Here is a 13,296-nt window from a genome sequence, read left to right as displayed (position 1 = left end):
GTTGATGCCCCTGATCCGCGCGGATCAGGGGCATCAACTCACTTCTCGGCGCGCGAGGTGCAACCAGGACGCTCAGTCCCGGACCACCCGCGCCAGCGCGTCGAGCGCCGCGAACGGGTCGTCGGGCCGGTCCGGGTCGGGGCTCGTGGGAACGACCACCACGCTGCTGACCCCGTTCGCCTCGAGCGCGGACAGCCGCGCCCGGACGACGTCGGGGGGCCCGACGATCGCGAGCTGGTCGATCCACTCGTCGGGCAGCGCCCGGGAGAACTCCTGCGGGGTCGGCGTCGAGTCGCGCAGCTCCCGGAACGCGGCCGCGAACGGGAGCGGGTCGATCTGCGCGGTCCAGTCCGCGGCGCCGAACGTGGCCAGTGCGGGCCGGACGATCTCGCGGGCCGCTGCGACGTCGTCGTGCACCACGGCGAGGCTGAACGCGACGAGCGTGTGCTCGGGCGGGGCGCTCGTGCCCGCCGCGGCCCGGCCTCGTTCGACCGCCGCGCGGACCGTCGCCAGGTACTCGGGGGTCACGGGCATGTCGAGGATCGTGCCGTCTGCGACGCGGCCCGCGACCTCCAACGACCGAGGTCCGCGCACCCCGTTGAGGACGGGCGGGGCTACCGCCGGAGGGCTGTACAACGCAACATCATCGAGTTGTACGTAGCGTCCGTCGACGCTGAGACGCTCGCCGTGCAGGAGGGCACGGACCGCGCCCGTGGTCTCCTCGAGCAGGGTCAGCGGGCTCTTGGGCCACACGCCGATCTGCCGCATCCACCCGGGCATCCCGTGACCGATCCCCAGCAGCAGCCTCCCGGGGTGGAGCTCGGCGAGCGTCCCTGCCTCGAGCGCGGTCATGGCCGGGCTGCGGACGGCAGCCGGCAGGATCCCGATACCCACGCGGATCGACTGCGTCCGGGCCAGGATCGTCGCGGCCTGTGCGATCCCTCCCCGGAAGAAGCAGTCCTCGACCACCCAGATCTCGTCGAGGCCGATCTCCTCGGCACGCAGCGCGAACGGCAGCAGGTCGGCGATCGGCAGGTCGCGCGGGACGATCACGCCGAGGCGGGGACGGGGCACGGTGGTTCTCCTTCGAACGGTCGGGCTTCTGGGGAAGTCAGGGGGCGACGAGCCATGCGGGGGAATCCTCGCACCCCTTCGGGGCGACGGCGTCGGTCAGGCCACCCGGACCGACCTCCCCGCCACCGAGCGAGATCGGGTCGCCGTCGACGTACCGCTCACCGTTCCAGACCAGGGCGTCGTCCTCCCAGGCGGTGCCGGTGACGGGGAAGTACGGGAGGAGTCTCCCCAGCTCCTCCGGCCCCTCGACGTAGAGGCAGCCGTCGTCGATCCTCACGGCGCCCGAGAGGAGCGCGTCCATGCCATCGGAGCCGACGTCGCGATAGACCGCGGCCGGTCCCAGCGGCTCGGTCGGCGCCGTGGCGTCGCCGGTGTCCGGCACCACCCCGCAGGCGGCGCCGAGCCCACCGACGGCGGCGACGGAGACGAGGGTGGCGACGAGGCGGGGGCGCACGCCCCCACCCTAGACGCGTGCACGGTCGCCGCGGGCGGGCGACGCGACGGCTTTTCCCTGGCCTACCCCGACCCGGCAGGCCTACCGTCGAGGGCATGACCCCGACTCCAGCAGCCTTCGCCGCACTCGACGACCACCTGCGGCAGGCCGCCGCGCGGGACGAGCTCTCGGGCGTCGTGCTCGTGTCCCAGGACGGCGGGACCCTCTTCGAGGGGGCCTACGGCGTGGCCTCACGGCGCTGGGGTGTCCCCGTCAAGGCCTCGACGCGCTTCGACGTCGCCTCGGTCACCAAGCTCTTCACGTCGGTCGCGGTCCTCCAGCAGGTCGCCGCGGGGAGCCTCGACCTGGACGCCTCGATCCATGACCACGTCGACCTCGACGGCACCCGGATCCCGCGCGAGGTCACGTTGCGGCACCTGCTCTCGCACACCTCGGGCATCGCAGACGACGCCGACGAGGAGGCGGGGGAGTCCTACGAGGCCCTGTGGGTCGACAAGCCGAGCTACTCGGTCACGCAGACCGCGGACTTCCTGCCGCAGTTCGTCCACAAGACCCCGACGTTCCCTGTGGGCGAGGGGTGCCGCTACTGCAACGTGGGCTACGTCCTGGCGGGCCTGGCCCTCGAGCACGCCACGGGCCTCACCTACCGCGACTACGTCCGCGAGCACGTCTTCGCGCGCGCGGGCATGACGTCGTCGGGCTTCTTCGACATGCGCGACGCGGTCCCGGACGTCGCGGAGGGCTGGGAGCCCGTCCGCGCCGAGGCTCCCGCGGTCCTGGAAGAGCGGGTGCCCGACGGCGCCGCGTCCCTCGGCGAGGCTGCCGCCCCGGAGGGCGACACGCCCCCGATCGTGGGCTGGCGGCAGAACATCTACAGCTACCCGCCCATCGGCTCGCCCGACGGCGGCGCGCACGTGACCGCGGCAGACCTGATCCGCTTCCTCGACGCCGTGCGGGCGGGAGAGCTGCTGCCGCCCGACCTCACGTCCGCGTTCCTGACACCGCAGGCCCTGCACCACGAGATCGAGGGCGCAGGGCCGGGGGAGGCCGCGGCCGTGCACTTCGCGTTCGGCCTCGAGATCGAGGTGACGGCCGACGGGACGGTCCGGTCGTTCTCCAAGGACGGGATCAACACGGGGTCGAGCGCGATCGTGCGGCACTACCCCGGCCGCGGCGGTGCGGCCGGGGTGACGGTCGCGGTCGTGTCCAACAGCGAGGACGGCGCCTGGGACCCGATCAGGCGCCTCGACGCGCTGATCACCGGGGCGTAGCGGGCAGGGCCTGGACCGCCGCGACCGCGGCGTCGACGTTCGGCAGGACCCGCCCGTCGGCGGACAGCGCAGCGAACCACGGCGACGCCTGGGCGGCAGTGAAGGTCGTCGCCGGGACCCGGGCCAGCACGAGCGTGCAGCCGATCCCCGCGAGCTGTCGGTCGAGGTCCATGAGGCCGTCCAGGACGGTCGAGGTGATCCCGCGCTGAGCCCCGGCCTCGAGGACCACGGCGCGCGGCGTCGGGCTGCTCGCGCGAGCGACGGCCAGGATCCGTTCGACCGTGGGTCGCGTGTTCGCGGTGTAGAGGCCTGCGTCGAGGTGCAGGACGAGCACGCCCGGGGCGACGCCCGACTCCAGGGCGGCCTCGCGGTCGACCTCGCGGGTCACGGCCGAGGCGTCGGTCGCGTCGTCGTCGGGGGTGGTGCCGCGCTCGACCGGGGCCCAGCCGCCCTGCGGCGTCCGGACGAGGGGGACCACGCGAGGCTGGTCGAGCTCGCGCAGCACGAGCACGAGCAGGAGCGTGAACGCGACACCGACCCCGACGGCCGGCAGGAGCCCCGCGACCAGGCCGATCGCCGTGGTCACGGCCGCGACCGCGAACTCGACGCGGTTGATCCGCCACAGCAGCACGAAGTCGCCGACCTTGATGAGGCTCACGGTCGCGACGACCACCATGGCGCCGAGCGTCGCCTGCGGCAGGTCGTCGAGGACCGGGGCCAGGAAGAGCGCGACGAGGATCGCGAGGGTCGCGGTGACGAGGCCCGCGACCTGGCTCCGGGCACCGGCCCGCAGGCTGACCGCGGTCTGCGAGAAGCCGCCGGCCGGGGGCATGGCGCGGAAGAACGCACCGACGACGGCCGCGACCCCGTTGGCGAGGAGCTCCTGGTCGGGATCGATCTGGGGCTCCTCGGGCCGGCGGACCCCGCGACCCACGGAGACGGTCTCGAGGAACGCCATGATCGCGATCGCGCTCGCGCCCGCGAGCAACGGCCCGACGAGCGACAGGTCCGGCAGCACGGGCAGCGGCAGCCCGGGCGGGATCGGTTCGATGACCGCGACCCCGTGGTCGGCGAGCCCGGCGAACGCCACGAGCAGGATGCCCGCCGCCACGACGACGAGCGGCGCGGGCACCTTGGGCGCGACGCGTCCGAGCACCAGGAGCACCGCGATGCTCCCGGCCGAGAGGGCGACGGTCGCCGGGACAGCCTGGTCGAGGCTGCCGAACGCCGAGCCGAGCGTCCGCTCCTGCAGTACCTCGACGTACCGCACGACTCGACCACCCGGTCCGGCGCCCGGCCTCGCGTGCCGCCCTCCGGACCAGCGACGACACGGAGGCGACATGACGAAGAAGCCGTTCAGCGGGGAGATCAACCTGGACGTCCGGGACTCGACCCCGGACTGGGATGCGTTCCTCCCGCCCAAGGCACCGGCGGGGGCGCCCAACGTGCTCGTCGTGCTGTACGACGACACGGGCATGGCGTCATGGTCGCCCTACGGCGGGCGGATCAGCATGCCGACCATGGACCGCCTCGCCCGCGACGGCCTGACCTACTCGCAGTGGCACACGACGGCGCTGTGCTCGCCGACGCGCTCGACGTTCCTGACCGGCCGCAACCACTGCAAGGGCCCTCGGCGTCCGCGCCGTGGCCCCGGTCACTCACGCTAGGCCTGGACGGGCGACCGCGCTCGGCGAGCGGCCGGGTGAGCTCGTGTCCCAGGGTGCGTCCGCATTTTTCGGGAACGTCGGGCGTCCGCTAGCGTGACCCGGCCAGCCAGCCCAGGGAGATCACGTGCCGACCGACCAGGTCAACCGCAACCTCGTCTACGTCTTCGACGTCTCCGGAGGCGACCCCGCGCTCCTGGACGACGAGACGACCGTCCGCACCTGCATCTCCCGGGTCGTCGACCGTGCGGGGCTCACCCCGCTCGGTGAGACCTCGCACCGGTTCGCCCCCCAGGGGTTCAGCATGGCGACGCTCCTGGCCGAGTCCCACCTCGCGGTCCACACGTGGCCCGAGGACGGCACCGCCTACCTGACCCTCACGACGTGCCGCGCTCCGTCGTCGGGCACCTTCGAGGAGGACACGCGCAGCCTGCTGCGCGAGACCTTCTCCGCCGCAGGCGTGACCGTCCGGACCCTCCTCTGATGGCGCCCCGACCCAAGGCGCGCATGACGCTCGGCAAGCACCTGATCGGTGCACCGCCGTGGCGCTCGCTGCCGCAGGGCGTCGTCGTGTACGGCGAGCAGGACCCCAGCGACGGCGTCACGTACTACTGGGAGGAGTGGGAGGTCCTCGGGTACGAGAACCTCGACTTCTGGGTCGAGTACGACCACTACACCCGGGCCGTGACCCTCTACCGCCCGGCCGAGAGCGCCGAGCACCTCGACCCCTCGCGCCTGCGCAAGGGGCAGGTCGTCAACGTCACCCTGAGCGGCCGGACCTACCGGACCACGGTCACCGAGGCGGGCGTCGGGACCATCCGGTCGCTCGACGGGTCGTTCACGTACGACCTGACGGTCGGGCAGCCCGTCGCCTACGCCGAGCTGCGCACGAACGACATGGTGCTCTCGCTCGAGAAGTTCGACGACCGCGTCATCGACCTCTACCACGGCACCGTCCTGGACGTCGCGGGGCAGAAGGCCCACTTCGGCAAGCGGATCGCGCCGCGGAACGTCTCGGTCAAGGCCGTCGGTGCGTTCCTCGCGGTCGGGGTCCTCGCGACGATGCTGTTCAGCTCGTGCGGCCCGCGCGACGACACCTATTGCACGCCGCGGACCGTCGAGCAGGCCGCGCCGTCGGACCAGGTCGTGTCCCAGGACGACGACCAGACCTGCTACCGCCGCTCGGTCTACGGCGGCGGAGGCGGCGGCCTCGGCAAGTAGCCGGGCCCGCACACCGCCCGGCGCCTGGCGCGCCGGTCCCCAGACCTTCAGCACGACCCGTCCTCACCGACCCGCCGACCACCTGGAGCAACCATGAGCATCCTCGACCAGCTGCGCCTCGACGCCTTCCTGTCCACGATCGTCTACTCGGTCCTGGGCATCGTCCTGCTCGTCGTGACGATCGTGATCGTCAACTACCTGTTCAAGCTCAACCTGCACCGCGAGCTCGTCGACGAGCACAACACGGCCTTCGGGATCATGATCGCCGGGCTGGCCATCGCCATCGGGATCATCATCGCGGGGACGATCCTCTCCTGACCGTGGCCGGCGAGACGCAGACGGAGACCGCGCCGCTCACCGGGGGCGAGCCCCCCTCGGGCGAGCCGCCCACGGGCGCCGCCCCGCTCCCGGGCGCCGCCCCGCTCCCGGGCGCCGCGACGCCGTCGGGCCGCAGCATGGACAAGCCGACCGTGTTCGCGGCCGCGCTGCTCGTCGCGGTCGGCGGGATCATCTACGAGCTGATCCTCGGCACGGCCGCCTCCTACCTGTTCGGCGACTCGGTCGTCGCGTTCTCCGTCGCGACGGGCCTGACGCTGTTCGGCATGGGGATCGGGTCGCTGCTCGCGACGCGCCTGGCCACGAACCCCGGCCTCAACTTCGTGCGCAACGAGGTCGCGCTCGCCCTCCTGGGCGGCAGCTCGGTCCTGATCCTCTACGCGGCGTTCAGCATGACCCAGGTGTACTGGCTGGTCTTCGTGCTGCTCTCGCTCGCGATCGGCGTGGGGATCGGCGTCGAGATCCCGCTGCTCGTCGCGCTGCTCAAGGAGCACGGGCGCGACGAGTCGGTCGGCCTGCTGTCGAAGGTGCTCGCGCTCGACTACTTCGGGGCGCTCGCCGCGTCGCTGCTCTTCCCGTTCGTCATGCTCCCGTACCTGGGGCTCATGCGGACGGCGTACGCGGTCGCGCTGCTCAACGTGCTGGTCGCGGTGTTCATGCTGCGGCGCATGGGGCGGCGCACGCGCTGGACCTGGTTCAGCTGGGTCACGGTGGTGTTCCTCGTGGTGTGCTTCGCGGCGTCGAGCGCGATCGAGGGCGCGATCAACACGCGGCTCTACCAGGACCCGGTGGTCCACTACGAGTCGACGTCCTACCAGAAGCTCGTCCTGACGTCGTTCGGCGACGACGTCAGGCTCTACCTGAGCGACCAGCTCCAGTTCTCGTCGGTCGACGAGGCGAGGTACCACGAGACGCTCGCGCACGCGACGCTCACCTCGGTCGCGGCGCCCGCGTCCGTGGCGATCCTCGGGGGAGGAGACGGGTTGCTCGCGCGCGAGGTCCTGCGCTACCCGAGCGTCCAGGAGGTCACGGTCGTGGACCTCGACCCGGCCGTGACCGAGCTCGCGCGGACCGACCGTCTGGTGAGCGAGCTCAACGAGCACTCGTTCGACGACCCGCGCGTCACGGTCGTCAACGGCGACGCGTTCCGGTTCGTGGACACCACGGACCAGACGTTCGACGCGGTCCTGGTCGACCTGGTCGACCCGTCCAACGAGCGCATCGCCAAGCTCTACTCGACCGAGTTCTACGCCATGGTCGCGAACCACCTGCGGCCCGGGGGCGTGTACGCGACCCAGGCGACGTCGTCGTACTTCACGCCGAACGCCTACTGGCAGGTCGCGGCGACCGTCCGCGCGGGCTCACCGGGCCGGACCGTGGTGCCGCTGTCGGTCAACGTGCCGTCGTTCGGGGAGTGGGGGTTCGTCCTGTCGCTCCCGGCCGCGCCGGGGCAGGGTGAGGCTGCCGGGTCTCCGGGGCCCGACGGCGGAGCGCGCCTCTTCGGCGCCACGCCCCTCCCGGAGGGGCTGCGCTTCCACACGCTCGACTCGCTGCGGGCCACCGCGACGCTCGCGGGCGACCACCCGGGACCCGAGGTCGAGATGAAGCCCTCGACGTTGCTCTCGCCCCTGATCTACCGGACGTACCAGCAGGACATGTCGCGCTGGCGGTACTGAACCGCCGCCTGCTGCCGGTCCCTGCTACCCGCCGTCGAGTGCGGAGTTCTTGCGCGAAACGCCCGGCGTGTCGCACAAGAACTCCGCACTCGACGGCAGTCCTGCACGTCCCCCACACGTGACACGCCCGAGTTCGAATTGTCCGGTCCTCGGCGTCTACAGTCTGCGCATGCCCTTCTCGATCCTTCCCGCCGACCTCGTGCACGCGGCCGCCGCGAGCGAACCCGACCTGGGGGGTGTCGCCGGGTGGGCCGTGTCGCTCATGGAGACGCTCGGCGTGTTCGGAGCAGGGCTCGCGATCGCGCTCGAGAACCTCTTCCCGCCCCTGCCGAGCGAGGTCATCCTGCCGCTCGCAGGGTTCACCGCGAGCCGCGGCAGCTTCAACGTCTTCGCGGCGATCGTCGCGACGACCATCGGCTCGCTCGTAGGGGCGATCGCCCTGTACTACGTGGGCGTCCTGGTGGGTCGCGAGCGCACGCGCAAGATCATCGGGTGGCTGCCCCTGGTCAAGCTCAAGGACGTCGACCGCACCGAGGCCTGGTTCCACAAGCACGGCAGCATGGCGGTCTTCTTCGGCCGCATGATCCCGATCTTCCGGAGCCTGATCTCGCTCCCGGCCGGGGTCGACCGCATGCCGCTCCCCAAGTTCGTGGTCCTGACGACTGCGGGCAGCCTCATCTGGAACAGCATCTTCGTGGGCGCGGGCTACGCGCTGGGCGAGAGCTGGCACCTCGTCGAGGAGTATGCGGGCGTCCTGCAGAAGATCGTCATCGCGGCCGTCGCGGTCGCGGTGCTCGCGTTCGTGGTCCTGCGGGTCTCGAAGGCCGTCCTCGGGGGAGCGCCGCCTGCGCACGCGCGCGGCCTCGCCCCGGACACGCCCGACGACGGAGCCCCCGTCTCCGCGCCGGGCGCGGCCCAGCGCACCAAGACCCCCACGACGACGCTCGCCCTGCCCAGGGACGTGTTCGAGCGGTCCCGGGTGGGCGCGGGTCGTCGCACGGACGGCTGAGCCGCCGGAGCGGGCGGCGCTGGGTCAGCGCCGGCGGGTGCCTGTCGACGGACCCGGTGGTCAGCCGAGGTGCTCGGGCGCGGGGCCATATCCCTGCGGGTCCCGCGGTCCTTGGACGTCGTACGCAGCACGCATCGCTGCGACCTCCCGGGCCTTGCGCTCGGCCAGCACGCTCCGCAGGAACTGGATCGTGAGCACGAGCGCCCAGATCACCAGGACGGCCACGACGGCGATCACCACGACGTAGAGAAGGATCAGCACGGAGTAGAACCCGAGGAAGCCCATCCGGACAACGTAGTGGCCCTGGCACCTCGGTACCAGGTCGGCGCGCGGGCCCCGACGTAGGCTCGATCCGTGACCACCTCGCCCTTCGCCACCGACAACCCGCTCGACGCCCTCACCCAGGACGAGCTCCGCCGTCGGACCAGCCTCAAGTGGCGCGCCTACGCGCCTGACGTCCTGCCCCTGTGGGTCGCGGAGATGGACGTCGAGCTCGCCCCTCCCGTGATCGAGGCCGTGACGGCCGCGATGCGTACGGGGGACACGGGGTACGACTACGGCAACACCTACGCCGAGGCCCTCGCCGACCTCGCCAAGCGCCGCTGGGACTGGTCGTTCGACCCCGAGGGCACGCGCATGGTGCCCGACGTCATGCTCGGCCTCATGGAGGTCCTCAAGGTGCTCACCGGGCCGGGCGACGCGGTCGTGGTCAGCCCGCCCGTCTACCCGCCCTTCTTCGGGTTCACGCAGAACGAGGGACGCCGCATCGTCACCGCGCCGCTCACCGCGGACTTCCGGCTCGACCTCGACGCGCTCGACGCGGCGTTCGCCGACGCGACCGGCGCGACCCTCAACGGGACCGGCCCCGGCAGCGGTCGCCGCGCGGTCTACCTGCTGTGCAACCCCCACAACCCCACGGGCACGGTCCACACGCGCGCCGAGCTCGAGGGCCTCGCTGCGCTGGCCCGCCGCCACGGGGTGCGGATCGTGTCCGACGAGATCCACGCGCCGATCACCGCGCCCGGGGTGGCCTACACACCCATCGTGACCGTGGCCGGCGCCGAGGACTCGATCGCGGTCCTGTCGGCCTCCAAGGCCTGGAACCTCGCGGGCCTCAAGGCCGCGGTCGCGGTCGGCGGCCCCGAGGCAGCGGACGACCTGCGGCGGATCCCCGAGGAGGTCGTGCACGGCGTCGGGCACGTGTCCGTGATCGCGCACGTCGCGGCGCTCACCCAGGGCACCGTGTGGCTCGACGCCGTCCTGCGAGGCATCCGGCGCAACAAGCTGCTCCTCGCCGACCTCCTCGAGGAGCACCTGCCCCAGGTCCGCTACGAGCCCACCCAGGGCACCTACCTCGCGTGGCTCGACGCGTCTTCCGTCGCCGACGACCCCTACCGGTTCTTCCTCGACCGGGCCAAGGTCGCGCTCAACGACGGGCGACACTTCGGACCCGGCGGCGCCGGGCACGTGCGCCTCAACCTCGCGACCAACCAGGAGGTGCTCACCGAGGCCGTGCGCCGCATGGGCCAGGCCGCGAAGGACGCCTCGACCGGACGGTGAGCGGGGCGCGCGCGGCGGTGGCGTTGCGTCCGCGGGGATCGTGTGGAGGCTCGGGGGTGCGGTGGTGCAGGGCCGTGCCCGACGACGCCCGTCCGCGCCCGGTGGGCTAGCCTCGCTCCGGGCGACGACGCCCGGATCGCCGTTTCTGTCGGTCTCCGACCGGCACACCGTGAGGGGGAGCACGTGAGTCTCGAGCAGCAGCGCCGGAGCACGAGGTCGACCGGAGCGCGGGTACCCGTGCGGTTCGGTGCCCTCCTCCTCGTCCCCACCCTCGCACTGGTCCTGACGGCGTGCACCGAGGACCCGCCCAGCGCCAAGGACGCGGCCGCGGCGCTCGCGACCGCGATCGCCGAGGGCGACTTCGAGGGCGTCACGTTCACCCAGGCCAACATCGACGTCGCAGCCCACCGGGACGCGGTCCTCGAGCCCCTCGCGGAGGTCGAGCACACGGTCACCCTGGCCGACGTCGAGGTCGTCGCCGAGGGCGACGACAAGGGCAAGGCGGCCACCGCGACCCTCGCGTACAGCTGGGAGGTCACCGACGCCGCCCCCTGGACGTACGAGACGACCGTCGACCTGGCGCTCCGGGAGCCCGCCAAGGGCGAGGACGGGCCCGCGAGGTGGGCCGTGGCCTGGGAGCCCGACGTCCTGGTCCCCGGTCTCGCCGACGGCGACCGGCTGGCCGTGACGCGCGTGCGCGCCGAGCGGGGGCAGATCCTCGGCGGCGACGGCGCGCCCGTCGTCGAGCCGCGGCCCGTGCACCGGATCGGGGTCGACAAGATGAACCTCGACCCGGCCCGCCAGGACGCGGTCGCGCGCGAGGTCGCCGCGGCGGTCGGGATCGACGTCGAGGCGTACGCGCAGAAGGTCGCGGGCGCGGGCGACAAGGCGTTCGTCGAGGCCATCGTGGTCCGCCAGGACGACACCGCGGGCATCGACGTCGCGTCCGTCCAGGCCGTCGACGGCGCCTCGGTGATCCCGGGGACGCTCGACCTCGCGCCGACCCGCACGTTCGCGCGCGCCATCCTGGGCCGTGTCGGGGACGCGACCGCCGAGGCCGTCGAGGAGTCGGAGGGCAAGGTCGTGGCGGGGGACACGGTCGGGCTGTCGGGTCTCCAGCGGCAGTACGACGTCCAGCTGCGCGGGAACCCGGGGATCACCGTGAGCATCGTCGGCGACGGGAGCGCGGGCGAGGACACGGGCGAGGACACCGACCTGGACGGCGAGCCGGACCCCGTGGAGAACGTGACCGACGTCTTCACGGTCGATCCCGTCGCGGGAGTGCCGCTCGCCACGACGCTCCGCACCGACATGCAGGTCGCAGCCGAGTCCGTCCTGGCCGGGGTGCCCTCGGCGAGCGCGATCGTCGCGATCGAGCCCTCGACGGGCAACGTCCTGGCTGCCGCGAGCGGCCCGGGAGGGGACGGGACCTCGACCGCGACGACCGGGAAGTACGCGCCCGGCTCGACGTTCAAGGTCGCCTCGGCGCTCGCGATGCTCCGCACGGGCCTCACCCCGGAGTCGGTCGTGTCGTGCACGCCGACCCTCTCCGTGGACGGGCGCGAGTTCCAGAACGTCCCGGGCTACCCGACGTCGGCGCTCGGCGAGGTGCCCTTCCGCACCGCGTTCGCCAACTCGTGCAACACCGCGATGATCTCCCAGCGCGACGCCGTCACGCAGCAGGCCCTGCACGACGCGGCCGCGGACCTCGGCCTGGGCGTCGAGTCCGAGCTGGGCGCCCCCGCGTTCTTCGGCTCGGTGCCCGCGTCGGCCGAGGGGACCGAGCACGCCGCCTCGATCATCGGCCAGGGCAAGGTCGAGGCGTCGCCGCTCGGCATGGCGACGCTCGTCGCGAGCGTCGCGCACGGCGCGCGGGTCTCGCCCGTCCTGGTCCGTCCCGAGGTGACCGCTGCTGCGGACGAGACCCCGACGCCGTCGTCGCTCACCGCGGACGAGGCCGCGACCCTGCTCAGCCTCATGCGCTCGGTCGTGACCGACGGGAGCGCGGTCGCGCTCAAGACCTTGCCCGGGGACGTCGCGGCCAAGACGGGCACGGCCCAGTACGGCGACGGCAGCCAGGCGCACGCGTGGATGATCGCGATCCAGGGCGACCTCGCGGTCGCGGTGTTCGTCGAGACCGGGGAGAGCGGTTCGGGCACGGCCGGGCCGCTCATGCAGGCGTTCCTGGACGCACCGAACACGGAGGAGTAGCCGCGTCGGCGGCAGGCTGCCGGTCGACCTGCCGAGGCGTCGCCACCGAAGCTGCCCAGGGCGACGCCTCCCGGGGGAGGCTCAACGCTGGAGCCGGCGATCGAGCTCGTCGCGGACGCGCGGCCACTCGGTGTCGAGGACCGAGTAGGAGGCCGAGTCACGGATCTGCCCGTCGTACCCCACCTGCGTGGCGCGCAGCACGCCCTCGAACGTGGCACCGAGGCTGAGGATCGCTCGCCGGGACCGGGTGTTGCGCGCGTCCGTGCGGAGGGTCACGCGGCCGAGCCGCCATGTCTCGAAGGCCAGCTCCAGCATCAGTCGCTTGGCCCATCGGTTGACCCCCGTGCCCTGCGCGTGCGCGGCCAGCCACGTGTACCCGATCTGTGCGGCGTCGGGCTGATCCGGGGCTCGGGGCCGGTCGGTGTCGGACCACCTCCAGAACTCCAGGTAGCAAAACCGGCTGGTCCCCACGGCCACGCCGGTCTGCCGGTCGAGCACGGCGAAAGGCACGGCCTGGCGGACCTGCCGTGCGGCGACGGCGCGCTGCACGTACTCCCAGGTCTGCTCCCGGCCGTGCGGCACGCTCGTCAGCCCGAACGAGGTCCGGTCCCCCTCGGCTGCCTTGCACAGGTCGTCGACGTGGTGCACGTCGAGAGGCTCGAGACGCACGGGCCCCGCCTCGAGAACTCCTGCGTCGACGAAGTCGTTCGGTTCGTCGGTGACGTTCTCGGGCGGTGTCGTCACGACAGGGTCTCCTTGGAGCGCGGCCGAAGCTTGCCGCTGACGGTACTCGGCCTGCTCGCAGGCCGGAGCGCGGAAC

14 protein-coding genes are annotated in these 13,296 nt (G+C 72.7%); 9 read left to right on the top strand and 5 right to left on the bottom strand.

Features of this window, described 5'->3' with window-relative positions; genetic code table 11:
- Nucleotides 1-72: 72 nt before the first annotated feature.
- Together ACFWGN_RS01715 and ACFWGN_RS01710 are read right to left on the bottom strand one after the other, a co-directional pair.
- Nucleotides 73-1,074: an LLM class flavin-dependent oxidoreductase gene (locus tag ACFWGN_RS01715; RefSeq protein ID WP_377615393.1), complete on the bottom strand. Its 1,002-nt coding sequence runs from the start codon at nt 1,072-1,074 to the stop codon at nt 73-75.
- Nucleotides 1,075-1,111: 37 nt separating this feature from the next.
- The gene (locus ACFWGN_RS01710; protein WP_377615392.1) at nt 1,112-1,528 is read right to left on the bottom strand and encodes a hypothetical protein; all 417 of its coding nucleotides are present in this window, start codon (nt 1,526-1,528) and stop codon (nt 1,112-1,114) included.
- 95 nt (nt 1,529-1,623) lie between these two features.
- Here ACFWGN_RS01710 and ACFWGN_RS01705 point away from each other — a divergent pair, with 95 nt between their 5' ends.
- A complete protein-coding gene (locus ACFWGN_RS01705; protein WP_377615391.1) occupies nt 1,624-2,799 on the top strand; it encodes a serine hydrolase domain-containing protein in 1,176 nt (391 codons plus the stop codon).
- On the opposite strand, the gene ACFWGN_RS01700 is transcribed toward ACFWGN_RS01705, so the two are convergent.
- The gene (locus ACFWGN_RS01700; protein ID WP_377615390.1) at nt 2,786-4,069 is read right to left on the bottom strand and encodes a SulP family inorganic anion transporter; all 1,284 of its coding nucleotides are present in this window, start codon (nt 4,067-4,069) and stop codon (nt 2,786-2,788) included. The two genes, ACFWGN_RS01705 and ACFWGN_RS01700, sit on opposite strands and share 14 nt — an antisense overlap.
- Before the next feature lie 70 nt (nt 4,070-4,139).
- On the opposite strand from ACFWGN_RS01700, the gene ACFWGN_RS01695 reads away from it, so the two are divergent.
- The 6 genes from ACFWGN_RS01695 to ACFWGN_RS01670 all read left to right on the top strand — a co-directional run bounded on the left by ACFWGN_RS01695 (nt 4,140) and on the right by ACFWGN_RS01670 (nt 8,705).
- On the top strand, nt 4,140-4,466 hold the full coding sequence (locus tag ACFWGN_RS01695) for a sulfatase-like hydrolase/transferase (RefSeq protein WP_377615388.1): 327 nt from the start codon (nt 4,140-4,142) through the stop codon (nt 4,464-4,466).
- 124 nt (nt 4,467-4,590) lie between these two features.
- Nucleotides 4,591-4,947, top strand: a complete 357-nt coding sequence (locus ACFWGN_RS01690; RefSeq protein ID WP_377615387.1) for an S-adenosylmethionine decarboxylase family protein — start codon at nt 4,591-4,593, stop codon at nt 4,945-4,947.
- Nucleotides 4,947-5,684: a hypothetical protein gene (locus tag ACFWGN_RS01685; RefSeq protein ID WP_377615386.1), complete on the top strand. Its 738-nt coding sequence runs from the start codon at nt 4,947-4,949 to the stop codon at nt 5,682-5,684. Before ACFWGN_RS01690 ends, ACFWGN_RS01685 begins: the two co-directional genes overlap by 1 nt.
- Nucleotides 5,685-5,777: 93 nt before the next feature.
- Nucleotides 5,778-6,002: a DUF350 domain-containing protein gene (locus tag ACFWGN_RS01680; protein WP_191805411.1), complete on the top strand. Its 225-nt coding sequence runs from the start codon at nt 5,778-5,780 to the stop codon at nt 6,000-6,002.
- A gap of 2 nt (nt 6,003-6,004) precedes the next feature.
- On the top strand, nt 6,005-7,696 hold the full coding sequence (locus ACFWGN_RS01675; RefSeq protein WP_377615385.1) for a polyamine aminopropyltransferase: 1,692 nt from the start codon (nt 6,005-6,007) through the stop codon (nt 7,694-7,696).
- 169 nt (nt 7,697-7,865) lie between these two features.
- On the top strand, nt 7,866-8,705 hold the full coding sequence (locus ACFWGN_RS01670) for a DedA family protein (RefSeq protein WP_377615384.1): 840 nt from the start codon (nt 7,866-7,868) through the stop codon (nt 8,703-8,705).
- A 60-nt stretch (nt 8,706-8,765) separates the two neighbouring features.
- Here the strand turns inward: ACFWGN_RS01670 and ACFWGN_RS01665 are convergent, their stop codons facing one another.
- The gene (locus ACFWGN_RS01665) at nt 8,766-8,990 is read right to left on the bottom strand and encodes a hypothetical protein (RefSeq protein WP_377615383.1); all 225 of its coding nucleotides are present in this window, start codon (nt 8,988-8,990) and stop codon (nt 8,766-8,768) included.
- Between the two features lie 69 nt (nt 8,991-9,059).
- Between ACFWGN_RS01665 and ACFWGN_RS01660 the strand changes: the two genes are divergently transcribed.
- Both ACFWGN_RS01660 and ACFWGN_RS01655 read left to right on the top strand, forming a co-directional pair.
- Nucleotides 9,060-10,265 carry a MalY/PatB family protein gene (locus tag ACFWGN_RS01660; RefSeq protein ID WP_191805408.1) on the top strand — a complete coding sequence of 402 codons (1,206 nt, stop codon included), beginning with the start codon at nt 9,060-9,062 and terminating at the stop codon, nt 10,263-10,265.
- 183 nt (nt 10,266-10,448) lie between these two features.
- On the top strand, nt 10,449-12,476 hold the full coding sequence (locus tag ACFWGN_RS01655) for a penicillin-binding transpeptidase domain-containing protein (protein ID WP_377615382.1): 2,028 nt from the start codon (nt 10,449-10,451) through the stop codon (nt 12,474-12,476).
- A gap of 81 nt (nt 12,477-12,557) precedes the next feature.
- On the opposite strand, the gene ACFWGN_RS01650 is transcribed toward ACFWGN_RS01655, so the two are convergent.
- A complete protein-coding gene (locus tag ACFWGN_RS01650) occupies nt 12,558-13,220 on the bottom strand; it encodes a GNAT family N-acetyltransferase (protein ID WP_377615381.1) in 663 nt (220 codons plus the stop codon).
- Nucleotides 13,221-13,296: the final 76 nt, after the last annotated feature.

Origin of the sequence: Oerskovia sp. NPDC060338 (assembly GCF_042726295.1) — a bacterium.
Classification (GTDB): Bacteria; Actinomycetota; Actinomycetes; order Actinomycetales; family Cellulomonadaceae; genus Oerskovia; species Oerskovia merdavium.
This window is presented reverse-complemented; position numbering and strand designations above follow the sequence as displayed.